Annotated in this window: 11 protein-coding genes; 3 read left to right on the top strand and 8 right to left on the bottom strand. The window is 38.7% G+C overall.

Translation table 11 applies throughout. The annotated features are described in order from the left end of the window. Nucleotides 1-274: 274 nt before the first annotated feature. The 7 genes from I7H67_RS00430 to I7H67_RS00400 all read right to left on the bottom strand — a co-directional run bounded on the left by I7H67_RS00430 (nucleotide 275) and on the right by I7H67_RS00400 (nucleotide 8,541). Nucleotides 275-1,633, bottom strand: coding sequence for an amino acid permease (locus I7H67_RS00430; RefSeq protein ID WP_198306794.1), 1,359 nt, complete (start codon nucleotides 1,631-1,633; stop codon nucleotides 275-277). A gap of 147 nt (nucleotides 1,634-1,780) precedes the next feature. Further along, nucleotides 1,781-3,226: an NAD(P)/FAD-dependent oxidoreductase gene (locus I7H67_RS00425; RefSeq protein ID WP_198306793.1), complete on the bottom strand. Its 1,446-nt coding sequence runs from the start codon at nucleotides 3,224-3,226 to the stop codon at nucleotides 1,781-1,783. A gap of 18 nt (nucleotides 3,227-3,244) precedes the next feature. After that, entirely contained in the window at nucleotides 3,245-4,576 is a 1,332-nt protein-coding gene (locus I7H67_RS00420) for an APC family permease (protein WP_198306792.1), read from the bottom strand. Nucleotides 4,577-4,763: 187 nt separating this feature from the next. Continuing rightward, nucleotides 4,764-5,471, bottom strand: coding sequence for a cache domain-containing protein (locus I7H67_RS00415; protein WP_192455814.1), 708 nt, complete (start codon nucleotides 5,469-5,471; stop codon nucleotides 4,764-4,766). Between the two features lie 65 nt (nucleotides 5,472-5,536). After that, nucleotides 5,537-6,256 (bottom strand): FadR/GntR family transcriptional regulator, encoded by a 720-nt coding sequence (locus I7H67_RS00410; RefSeq protein WP_005303556.1) that lies wholly within the window; start codon nucleotides 6,254-6,256, stop codon nucleotides 5,537-5,539. A gap of 55 nt (nucleotides 6,257-6,311) precedes the next feature. Beyond that, on the bottom strand, nucleotides 6,312-7,082 hold the full coding sequence (locus tag I7H67_RS00405) for a nuclear transport factor 2 family protein (protein WP_198306791.1): 771 nt from the start codon (nucleotides 7,080-7,082) through the stop codon (nucleotides 6,312-6,314). 28 nt (nucleotides 7,083-7,110) lie between these two features. Next, on the bottom strand, nucleotides 7,111-8,541 hold the full coding sequence (locus I7H67_RS00400) for a gamma-aminobutyraldehyde dehydrogenase (RefSeq protein ID WP_198306790.1): 1,431 nt from the start codon (nucleotides 8,539-8,541) through the stop codon (nucleotides 7,111-7,113). A gap of 524 nt (nucleotides 8,542-9,065) precedes the next feature. On the opposite strand from I7H67_RS00400, the gene I7H67_RS00395 reads away from it, so the two are divergent. Further along, nucleotides 9,066-9,515: a hypothetical protein gene (locus I7H67_RS00395; protein ID WP_198306789.1), complete on the top strand. Its 450-nt coding sequence runs from the start codon at nucleotides 9,066-9,068 to the stop codon at nucleotides 9,513-9,515. 112 nt (nucleotides 9,516-9,627) lie between these two features. On the opposite strand, the gene I7H67_RS00390 is transcribed toward I7H67_RS00395, so the two are convergent. Next, the gene (locus I7H67_RS00390) at nucleotides 9,628-10,050 is read right to left on the bottom strand and encodes an Lrp/AsnC family transcriptional regulator (RefSeq protein ID WP_198306788.1); all 423 of its coding nucleotides are present in this window, start codon (nucleotides 10,048-10,050) and stop codon (nucleotides 9,628-9,630) included. 136 nt (nucleotides 10,051-10,186) lie between these two features. On the opposite strand from I7H67_RS00390, the gene I7H67_RS00385 reads away from it, so the two are divergent. Both I7H67_RS00385 and astA read left to right on the top strand, forming a co-directional pair. Continuing rightward, the gene (locus I7H67_RS00385; RefSeq protein ID WP_198306787.1) at nucleotides 10,187-11,422 is read left to right on the top strand and encodes an aspartate aminotransferase family protein; all 1,236 of its coding nucleotides are present in this window, start codon (nucleotides 10,187-10,189) and stop codon (nucleotides 11,420-11,422) included. Continuing rightward, on the top strand, nucleotides 11,419-12,513 hold the full coding sequence (gene astA / locus I7H67_RS00380) for an arginine N-succinyltransferase (RefSeq protein WP_198306786.1): 1,095 nt from the start codon (nucleotides 11,419-11,421) through the stop codon (nucleotides 12,511-12,513). The genes I7H67_RS00385 and astA overlap by 4 nt, the downstream gene beginning before the upstream one ends. The last annotated feature ends 90 nt before the right edge of the window (nucleotides 12,514-12,603 follow it).

Raw genomic sequence — 12,603 nt, 5'->3', positions numbered from 1 at the left:
GATCGTAACGATAACTGGTCTGCTTTGATTTTAGCTGAACATGAGCGCAAATATTTATAGATCATGTAAACACTTGTACTTTAATAATTATCTCATTAAATACCAATGTTTAGAATGACTAAGGCTTACAGATCAATGTGTCTAGTAGAGAGCAATTCAATAATGATGAATAAAATGTGAATGGTTTTTTGAGTAGATTTTTTGAAGTTATTGAAGAGAACAAGCTATTCAATGATAAAAGGCTTATCCTGTTTGAATAAGCCTTCTTTGAAGATTAAATTGATTTTTTCCAACTCAAAAATTTATATAATCCAAACATAAATGCAATCCAAATTGGAATTAAAATAACTGATTTTTCAAAACCTTGAGTCCACATGATATATAAAATCATGCCAATAAAAATCAAAACGATATAGTTACTTAAAGGTGAAAATAGTGCAGGGAATTTGACAACTTTACCTTCAAGTTTCATGGCACGTTTAAACTTCAAATGAGTAAAGCTAATGATTGCCCAGTTTAAAACTAAAGCTGCTACAGCCATGTACATGAGATAGCTTAAAGCTTCTTCTGGGATAAAATAGTTCAGTAACACGCAACCAAAAATCAGAATAGAAGAAAAGATAACAGCCGGTGTTGGAACGCCTTGTTTGCTCACTTTTGTAAAAATTTTGGATGCGTGGCCTTGTACTGCTAGACCATATAACATGCGACTGTTTGCGTACATACCGCTGTTATAAACAGACAGTGCGGCTGTTAAAATAATAAAGTTAAGCAAATGCGCTGCCCAACCAATCCCAAGCTGGCTAAAAATCATCACAAATGGACTTTTATCTAGACCACCAAGGTCAAGCTGATTCCACGGAATGAGCGACATGATAATGGCAAGCGAAGCCACATAGAAAACCAAGATTCGAAAGATAACTTGGTTAATGGCTTGTGGAATGCTTTTTTCAGGATTTTCGGCTTCAGCAGCAGTCATCCCAATCAGTTCAATACCGCCAAAGGCGAACATTAAAAAGGCGAGCATATAAAACAGGCCCGAGAACCCATGTGGGAAAAATCCGCCATGCTGCCATAAGTTTGAGAAGCTAGCGATAGAATCACTACCTGCGGTGAGCAATAAATATAAGCCAAACACGATCATGGCAATGACTGCCGCAACTTTAATAATGGCTAACCAAAACTCAGATTCACCATAAAATTTAACGTTGCCTAAGTTCAAACATGTGACCAAAACAAAGAAAAATAAGGCTGATATCCAAGCAGGAATATGAGGCCACCAGTAATGCACATATTTAGCAACTGCTGTCAGCTCGGTCATTGCGACCAGAATGTAAACCACCCAATAGTTCCAGCCCGATAAAAAACCAGGGAATCTTCCCCAGTATTTTTGTGCAAAGTAACTAAAGGAACCGACCACAGGTTCTTCTACGATCATTTCACCCATTTGGCGCATAATTAAAAATGCGACCAAACCGACAATGGCATAACCTAAAATAATAGAAGGGCCAGCAGACTGGATGACTTGTGCAGAGCCTAAAAATAAACCTGTCCCGACAGCACCACCCATAGCGATTAGCTGGATGTGGCGATTTTTAAGTCCGCGTTTTAATTGGGAAGATGAGTTGCTCAAAATATATGCGTTGAATAAAAAAGCTGGAGCTATTGTAATGGATTGGCTAGGGATAACCTAATTTGAAAAGGATTTTACTCAGTTAAATAAAAAGGATCCGTACAAAGCTATACGAATCCTTTTTTAGAAAAATGATGTTTTTATAAATTAGAAAGACACCATTTTGCCCGGGTTAATCATTGCACCGATGCCATACATACTTTTCGCGAGCGGAATAACAACTGGTGCAAGGGTACGGCCAAACATAATATTTTGATGGTCAATTTTAGATAACATTTCAAAGTCATTAGATTGCCCAATAAAGTCATTTGCAATCGCTTTACCAATGCGTACCGTCTGTGCAACGCCGTGACCACTCCAGCCGTGAACAGCATAAATCGGGAATTTATTGCCAAACTTACGGCTATCGACTGCACCATTTACGGTTAAATCAGTTGTTCCACTCCAGACAAAATCCATCTCTAGATTTTTAATTTGAGGGAAAACGGTATGAATTCGATGCTCTAGGTAATTTAACGTTTTCTCAGGTCCCCAACATGTTCCTGTACCTTGTCCACCAAACAATAAGCGGTTGTTAAACACGGGACGGTAGTAATCAATCTGGAACTGAGTGTCATAAACAGGATGCCCAAATGGCAGAAGCTCTTTTGTATCAAGTTCTAGTGGGGCAGTCGTCGCAACATAGGTGTAAAACGGAATAGTAGTATTGCTTTGCTCTGATAAAAGTTTAAACGAGGCATGGTGTACCGCTAACACCACAGACTTTTTAGCTTTTACGACAGCATTTGCTGTTTGAACATAAATACCATCTGCTTTTTCTTCTATTGAAATAACTTCTGTTTGTTCATAAACAGTACCGCCATTTTGGCAAAAGCCATAAATTAAGCCACGGTTTAAAGCTAAAGGATGAATTTGTCCCCCTAACTCATCAATTAAACCACCTGTGTAATAATCAGACTTAATATAGTCCATGAGTTCGTGTTTACCTACAATGCGCGTATGGTCTTCACCTAAATATTTTCGAGCATCGGCGCCTTGGGTTAAGCCGACTAAATGTCCTTCGTGAACGGCGGCGGTAATGTGACCATGTTTTCGGTCAAAGTTGAGTTGGTATTTTTCTGAGATGTCATCAATAAGTTGCATCGCTTCTGTAGAGGTAAAATGCCAGAGCTTTTTGGCATCTTCATAGCTTAAGCGATCGGCCATTTCTTGGGCTTCCCAGCGAGCTAAACCGGGGGTAAGTTGTCCACCATTTCTGCCAGAAGCTGCACTACCAATCCGATTTTTTTCTAATAAGACCGTATCTACGCCTTGTTCAGCTAAATGTAATGCACTTGATGAACCTAATAAACCACCGCCAATAACCACCACGTCACATTCAATATCAGCTTGTAAACTGTCAAATGTATGCCAATCAGAAAGTGAGCTTTCATAGTAGTTGGCTGGATTATCTATCGTTACACCTTCTACATTTGTTGTGTCAAAATTTGCATGTTTTGGATTTAACCAGCTCCACTCTTTGCCCACTTGTAGAGATTTACTTGGTTTATATTGCACGTCTTTTAAAAGTTGAGGTTTAGAAATAATTTTCATGACGAAGTTCCTTAAAAATTAATAAGCATTACTAATCGCAATACTTTGTTTTTTAATCGTTTTATAGATAAATAAAAGAATGCCTAACGATAACCAGAAACATCCAAAAGTGAGCGAAGATGAATCAAGGTTAAGCCACAGGCAAATAATGCTGATGACGGATAAAAGCGGTAAAAAGAGGTTTAGAAATTTATTTTTAAACCCTGAGCGCTGTTTATCTTTAATATAAAATTTCATAAAAACTGAGAAATTTACGGCTGTAAAAGCGACTAGCGCACCAAAGCTGATCAGGCTTACGACTTGTGCTAGATCTAGAAAAACCGCAGACATTGAAATAAGACCAACAAATAAAACCGAAAAAAATGGTGTACCTAAGGAGATGTGAATTGTCCCAAAATACTTTTTAGGAAAAATATTATCGGTGCCCATTATATACAGTAAACGCGAAGCACTGGCATGTGAGGCAAGGCCAGAGGCGACTGTGTTCATAATTTGTCCGCATAAGAATACGGATTGGAAGAATGCACCACCGACATAAAGCACAATTTCAGGCAGTGCTTCAGTAGGGTGCTGAAAGCGTAGATTATTTGGAAAATAAAGCTGAATAAACCAAGCGGCTGTAAAGAAAATAAGTCCGCCAGCGAGAGTTGTTAACATGACTGCTCGGGGAATATTTTTAGTGGGTTGTTTGGTTTCATTTGAAAGCGTGGTAACCGCATCAAAGCCCAAAAATGAAAAGCACAAAACTGAGGCACCCGCAACGAGCGGTAGTATAGTTTGGTGCTCATGCCAGAGTGGGGCTAATGTAAGCACATGCTCATAACCTTGAGTAGAGCCAATACCCTTAATCACTAAATAGACAAAAATAACCATGAGTATGATGGGGGCAAATACAAACACGAGACTTAAGTTGGCAAGTAACCGAATGCGGAAACAATTTACTAAAGTGACTAGGCCTGCCGATACAAACACCCAAAACCAATAAGGCAAACTTGGAATAAGGGCTGTGAGATAAATTGCAGCTAGCAAAACATTAATGAGGGGTAATAACAGATAGTCGAGTAGGGAACACCAACCGACAAAAAAACCGCTTTTAGGACCTAAACTTTCAGCTGTATAGCTATATGCTGAGCCTGATTTTTCTGAATTTTTGCTGAATCTTGCATAGCTCCAAGCGGTGAGTAACATGGCACCAAGTGCGAGTAAATATGCGAGTGGTACGTGTCCATTGGTAATGCCAGAGACAATACCGAAAGTATCAAATACCGTCATGGGAGTCATGTAGGCAATACCAATAATTGTGACTTGCCAAAGAGACAGTTTTTTTAAGGAAGACGTTTTATTTTCCATGTCATTTCAACCTCAAATTTCGTTGTTTTGCTTTTCATCCGGAAAAGCGATGCTATTTTTGAGCCAAAACTTCCCCTAGACCTGAATAAACAAGTCTGTTTGAGGAAAGTTTGTACAAAAGCTAGGGGCTATTTCGCCTTGGTGATGCCCTAAAGCAAAGTCAAATATTTATATCTGTGACTTCGCTCTAGATCACGACCAGTTGAAAAGATTGACACGGTCGTGACAGAACCTGCTGCGGGCTTTGGCCTTTAAATAATGTGCCTGTTCTGATGGTAATGTCATTTGAAGTAATCACTCGAGAAGAGTCGTTGATCACAATTGCTTTTTGTTTGATGTTTTTAAGCTTCGGCATGAGTAGTTTTTCGAGTGCTGAAACTAAAATGTCGGTGGCAATTACACCGATAAATTGATCACGAATCATGACCGGATGGGCAAGGGTGATGGTATATGCACCATTGCAGATATAGTCGACATATGGTCCATGGATGCACGGACTTTTATTTTGAGCAGGTTTATGGAACCATTCAAAAGAGCGAAAATCTAAAAAGCGCTGAGCATTTTGATAGTTTTCAAGTTTGGCTTGTTGTAACTGATCTTCCTTTTTATACCACCATTCAAGTGTCCAATAATCTTGTTCTTCTTGGGTTGCAGGGCTATAACTTGCAAAGCCGATACCTTGACTGTAATGGCTTTCCTGTAAGGCCTTTTTAATTTCCTTTTGCAAAGCTGAACGTTCTGAACCTGAAAGCTTAATGTCTTTTGTTTTTTCAGGTTCATGTTTTGAGAGTATTTTGCTCGCTTTAGCTGCCAGTTTTTCTGTAATGGCTGTCGTTTCCTCAACCACCGTCTTTAACAAATTTTGAAGCTCTTCTATATCTAAATGTTGGGTCATTCCTATAACTCCTAAAATTCCATATTTCTCACTCGATATTTGATAAGTGCTCTGTTTTATTATTTTTATTCGATAGATAACTTATATCGAAGCATTTGATCCGTTAGCATCGAAATAATTTTTCGTGCTTGAATAACAGCATCATCTTCATTGGCTTGAACAAAAGATGATAAAAGTTGGTGATATTGAGCTACGACCAGTTGATGGAATTGATCATCTTGGTAAAGCACAGCAATGAGCGGTGCCCATTCGGCTTGTATAGTTAACTCTTGATTTGCTAGACGAGCTGATTGAGCAAAAGAGGTGAGGGTCAGCAAACAACGTAAATCAAGTTGGGCACGCGTGTCTGCTTCAACGGCCTGTTCAAATTGTTCAATCAGCTCTTTGATTTTGTTCAGTTCATATTCAGTGGTTCTTTGTGCTGCCAAATATGCACCATGGCTTAAAATTGCACTATGAAACTCGCCTAAATCAGCTAGATATTCGTTGGAAGCTTGACGTAGAGGATGCTTGTTTAAGAGTAAATCGGAAGGTAACTCACAAACAAAGCTTCCGCCGTTTCGCCCGCGTCGTGTATCAATCAGACCCTTTACGCGTAAAGTATTTAAAGCTTCACGAACGGTAATGGGTGACACTCCCATTAAGCGAGCTAGATCCGCCTCGTTAGGAAGTTGTTCATTGCTTTTAAGCAATCCAGAGATAATTGCATTTTCCAAGCGTTCCACAACTTGTTCCGATCGAGTTGCCTGAGCGATAGGTGCAAAAATTATCGTATATGCTGACATGGCGAATTCTCTAAAAGCTAAGTCAGTGACTTAGCTTAATGAAACGGATAAATGATTAAAACACGCCATATTGATGGACTGCCTGTTCATCTTCAGGCACGGCTGGTATTGCATCCCAAAGTTCAACAATTTTGCCGTTATCTACACGCCACAGTTCAAAATAAGCATGTCGATTTCCAGCAATATTTCCTTCGGAATGTGTCAATACAAATTGACCATCAGCAATGGAGCGATGAGTTTTGGAGTATACCAAACCTTGTCCTTCATTACGGATATTGTTCAAAAAATCAATGACGGCTTTAACTCCATCGCCAATATCTGGGCTATGTTGAATGAACTGATCGTTGTGGGTGTATTCTTTAAATGCTTCGTAATTGCCATCAATTAATGACTTCTTAAAGAAAGAGGTCACAATCTCACGATTTTTCTCCGAATCATGATGAGTCACGATTTCGGTTGGGCCATCTAATTGGGTTCTACCACTTACATTTGGAGCTGCCTCAGTCACTAGCCCATCCCAATGTTCCACAATTTTGCCGTCTTTCACTCGGTAAATATCAAAACCAACTAATGGGTTTTCATCTAATCCCTGAAAGCGGCCATGAATTGCGACCAAGTCGCCATCTGCCAATACACGTACAGCTTCATGCTGCATGTCGGGGCAGTCTTCTACCAGTTGGCGAAGGCCTGAAAGACCATTTGCAACGAGTGGCGAGTGCTCTATAAAATCTTCAGAAAAATAACGGTCTAGAGCAGTGGTGTCGTGCAAATTGAATAGCTCGTGATGGGCTTTAGTCACCAAGTCTTTCATTTGTTGTTTATTCATTTTGATCTCCTTTCAAAGTCCATTTTTATTATTCGTTTGAACTCATCACATGTTTAACGCGGGTATATTCTTCAAAACCGTAGCCAGATAAATCTTTACCATAACCTGATTTTTTGAAGCCGCCGTGTGGCATTTCTGCGGTTAAAGGAATATGGGTGTTAATCCAAACTGTACCGAAATCAAGTTCACGAGACAGACGAGTTGCACGGGCGTGATCTGTGGTCCAAACACTTGAAGCTAGGCCATACTCAACATCGTTGGCTTTTTCAATCGCATCATTTTCATCTGTAAATTTTTGAACGGTGATGACTGGTCCAAAAATTTCATTTTGAATGGCTTCGTCGTGTTGTTTTAAGCCACTAATAACGGTTGGTTCAAAATAGAAGCCTGGACGGTCTGCTTGTTTTCCACCTGTTTCAACTTTGGCGTGAGCAGGTAAGTTGTCAATAAAAGCTTTAACATTCTTTAATTGGTTAGCATTGTTAAGTGGACCATAAAGTGCATCTTGATCATCGGGTTCACCAAAACGGGTATTTTTTGCAGCTTCAACTAACTTGCTTAAAAACTCATCATGAACGGCTTCAGACACAATCACACGTGTTGCCGCAGTACAGTCTTGGCCTGCGTTGAAATAGCCCGTTAAAGCAATCATTTCAACTGCTTTATCGATGTCCGCATCTTCAAAAACCACGACAGGTGCTTTACCACCAAGCTCAAGATGGGCTTTCGCTAAATTTGCTGCGGCAGAGGCTGCAACTTGTAATCCGGCACGAACCGAACCTGTAATAGAAACGAGTGCTGGGGTTTTATGAGATACAACTTTTGAACCCACTTGAGCCTGACCTAACACCACGTTAAATGCGCCTTTAGGGAAAAAAGGTGCAGCAATTTCTGCCAGTAAAAGGGTGCTTTCAGGGGTGGTATCACTCGGTTTTAGTACCACTGTGTTACCCGCAGCCAAAGCAGGCGCAATTTTCCAAACAGCCATCATGAGTGGATAGTTCCAAGGCGTAACTTGACCAACTACACCAACTGGTTCGCGGCGAATAGAAGAGGTTAAACCTTCTAAATATTCACCTGAAGCTGTGCCATTGAGTAAACGGGCAGCACCTGCAAAGAAACGAACCTGATCTGCCGATGCACCCACTTCTTCCGATGCAATTAAGTGTTTTAACTGACCTGTATTACGACTTTGCGCCTCAATTAAACGCTCTGCATTTGCTTCAATAGCATCTGCCAAATTCAATAATGCTTTTTGACGAGTTGAAGGTGTGCTGCGTCCCCAAATTTTGAATGCTTCTTTTGCAGCAGCATAAGCTGCATCAACTTCGGCCTCGGTTGCATTCGGTGATTGTGCATAAACTTCACCAGTCACTGGGCTTACCAAGTCGAAATAATCATTTCCTTTGCTAGCAACATATTCGCCGTTAATAAAGTGTTGTAGTTGAGTTTTAGCCATTTTTTATACCTTGTCCTTAGGTTTTTAACATATAACATATAATACTATATGTTATATGTTTTAAATTTTCTGTCAAATGCTTTGATGAGGGGAGTGAGTGAAAAAAGTTGAGATTTAGATCAAATTAGAATTTAAGTTTTTGATTTGATTGTTTAAAAAAAATTAAAAATTTGTGAAGGTTTTTAATTGTTCTCTATTGATTCACTACCACAAGATAGTTCTGTACCTTTTTATGGGGGGCAAGTTTTTGGAAAGCTAGCATCATTTTTCAAAAAGTTAAGTGACTTACTTCAGCTTTATATTTTAACTTTGTAGTTTTATTCAAAGGTATTCTATACTTTAATGAGAATAATAAGTTGGAGATTCATTTAAATTCATATGGTAAAATAAGTTCAGTAAAGATTTCTTTCATATTCATAATGAGTAAGTTGTTATTAATGCTTAGTTAGACTAAGTATATTTATGGACTTATTTTAGTAATAATTTATTGAAAGAAACAATATCATTTTAAATGAGAATAATATATGGAAACTATGTATTTGGTATATCATGTTAGAGATAAAATAAGAAAAGATCCTAATTATATAAAAAAAGTTCAGGCTTTAACTTTAAATGAATTAAGACCAATGCATGGATTGAAAGGCACATATGGGCTATATGGTTCGCTTGAGTGGTTAAATAATTTAGAGTCGGGGACAATTCCACGTCAAGAAATATCAGGAACAATTCGGCGTATTTATACAACTGATATGGATAATGGCAACATACCAGACACTATGGATATCGAATTAAAAGATATCGGCAAAATTGTGAAGCAAGGTATTTTTTTAAATAATGAATCCGATATAAATCTCTTTATGGTAGGGAAGAGGGTAGAGATTATCTATTATATAGAAGATATGAAAGCAATTGATCATTCGACTGGTGAAAATAGAAAGCATGAGTTTGTTCTTGAAATGAAAATCTCAAACTGATCATAGATAGTCTTTCAATATATTCTACAGAAAGAGATATCCTATTCTGTAGAATAATATATTGAATATGTTTGTAGGCTATTAGCTTGAAAAAATAAGAAAACCATTAATCTTAGGTCTTATGACTCGCAAGCAGAATGCTAGTTTCACTGTTATAAATACCTGAAATGCTCCTGATTCTCTCTAAAACTTTGTCGAAATTTTCTAAGGTGTCAGAACGTAGCTCGACCAAAATGTCCCATTTGCCATTCGTTTTATGCAAACATTCCACGGCACTTTCTAGGCGTAATTCTTTAATCACAGACTGCGCTTTGGTCCCTTCAACCATAATGCTCATCCATGCACGAATAACGTTGCGTTCTGCATTGGGTTTAAACCGTACCGTATATCCGGTAATGATGCCCGAAGATTCAAGATACTCCATTCTTTTTTTAATAGTTGCTCTTGAAACGTGAACTTTTTCGGCTAACTCGGTAACAGACATCCGTGCGTTATCTTTAAGTAAACCTAAAATAATTTGATCAATGTTATCCATATTGTAATTGTCAATTATCAAATTGGTAAAAAATAATTCATTTTTGACTGAATTACAAATTTTGTGAATCAATTTGATTTTGAATAATAGGGTCATCAACTAACCCTCATAATTTTAATTTAATGGACTAGATAAAATGAATAATTTTGCAGTTTCACGTAGTGACTTTAACGAGTGGATGGTTCCAGTTTTTGCACCGGCAAATTTCATTCCAGTACGTGGCGAAGGTTCACGTATTTGGGATCAAGAAAATAAAGAATATATCGATTTTGCAGGCGGGATTGCAGTAAACGCATTAGGTCATACACATCCAGTGGCAGTGAATGCTTTAACAGAACAAGCAACAAAACTTTGGCATGTAGGTAACGGTTATACAAATGAACCCGTTCTACGCCTTGCAAAACAACTCACTGAAAATACATTTGCAGATAAAGTATTCTTCTGTAACTCAGGTGCAGAAGCGAACGAAGCAGCATTAAAACTGGCTCGTAAAGTTGGACTAGACAGCGGCGTTGCTGGCAAAAGTGGCATTGTGGCATTTAATAATGCGTTCCATGGCCGTACCTTATTTACCGTTTCAGCGGGTGGTCAACCTAAATATTCACAAGACTTTGCACCACTTCCAAACGGAATTAACCATGTTGCCTTTAACGATTTAGAAGCTGCAAAAGCGGTGATTAATGAGCAAACATGTGCAGTCATTGTTGAACCGATCCAAGGTGAAGGCGGCGTTATTCCTGCTGACATCGAATTTTTAAAAGGTTTACGTGCACTGTGTGATGAGTTTGGTGCCTTACTTATTTTTGATGAAGTGCAAACTGGTGTAGGCCGTACAGGCGCACTTTATGCCTACATGAACTCTGGTGTTATTCCAGATGTGTTAACGACTGCAAAAGCATTAGGCGGTGGCTTCCCGGTGGGTGCAATGTTAACAACTGATAAATTTGCTCCGCATTTTTCAGTGGGTACACATGGTACGACTTATGGCGGTAACCCGTTAGCAAGTGCGGTTGCCGGTGCAGTATTTGAATTTATTAATACGCCTGAAGTGCTTGAAGGTGTGAAAGAACGTCATGATTACTATAAAAACGCTTTAAATCAATTAAATGAAAAATATGAAATCTTTGAAACGATTCGTGGTGAAGGGTTACTGATTGGTTGTGCCTTAAAAGACAAATTTGCTGGTAAAGCAAAAGATATTAATAACCTTGCAGGTGAAGAAGGTTTACTGAGTCTTATTGCAGGTCCAAATGTTCTACGTTTTACGCCGTCTTTAATTATTCCATTTGCTGATATTGATGAAGGCTTAAAACGCTTTGAACGTGCGCTTGCTCGCTTTGTGGAAATTCAAAAGGACGAACAAGCAGCATGATGATTATTCGCTACATCGAACCTAATGATGTTAATGACCTTTACCTGTTGGCGCAAAAAGCGGGTTTTGGTTTGACATCTTTGCAGCCCAATATGGAAAAACTTGCTGCTCGTATTGAGCGGGCTTGTAAAACTGTCGCAGGAGAATTATCAAAAGCAGATCAGGTCTATTTATTTGTTTTAGAAGATACTGAACTCAACAAAGTCGTTGGTGTTTGCGGTATTGAAGTCGCACTTGGTTTAAAAGAGCCTTGGTACAACTTTCATGTAGGAACCCAAGTTCATGCGTCAGAACCGTTAAGTGTTTATAACGCTTTACCTACTTTGTATTTGAGTAATGACCATACCAACTGTAGTGAGCTTTGTACTTTATTTTTAGACCCTGACTATCGCTTAAATAAAAATGGCAAGTTTTTATCTAAAGTTCGCTTCTTGTTTCTGTCAGCATTTCGCCAATATTTCGAAGAAACGATTGTTGCTGAAATGCGTGGATACTCTGATGCAAATGGACAATCACCATTTTGGAATGCGGTAGGTCATAAGTTTTTTAATATTGAATTTACCAAAGCCGATTATTTGAGTGGAGTCGGGCAAAAGGCTTTTATTGCTGAGCTAATGCCAAGACATCCACTCTATGTCGATATGTTACCTGACGATGCTAAAGCTGCGATTGGTATTGTTCATCCAAATACTCGACCAGCCTACAACCTCTTGCTTGAAGAGGGGCTACGCTATAAAGGCTATGTCGATATTTTTGATGGTGGTGCGACGCTGCAAGCAGATATCGAAAATTTACGGGCAATTAAAGAAAGTCAGTCTGTAGCAGTAAAAATTGAACAACCTGAAAATATCGCTGTAGGTGATGACGCTTACATTGTGGCTAATGATGACTATGAAAATTATCGCGCCATTCTTGTGTATAGCAAACCTCATCAAAACATATTGCAGTTAACAAAAGAACAAGCAAAACAATTGAATGTTGAAAATGGCTCTTTAGTTCGGGTGCTAAGTGTTCAAGTTAAACAAGTTTTGAGTCCTGAAGTGGTCAATAAACTCAAAGCGACTGAACATTTTCGAATGGCTGTTAATTAAGCAGAAATTACTATACATTTCACCAAATTTAAGAAGGAATACTATATTATCGCTAGCGCAAGATGGGCATATGGATAAATGCAATCTTGC

The organism is Acinetobacter sp. ACIN00229 (assembly GCF_016106645.1).
GTDB classification, from domain to species: Bacteria; Pseudomonadota; Gammaproteobacteria; order Pseudomonadales; family Moraxellaceae; genus Acinetobacter; species Acinetobacter oleivorans.
Note: the sequence above shows the minus strand (reverse complement) of the source record. Positions and strands in the feature narration are given on the sequence as shown.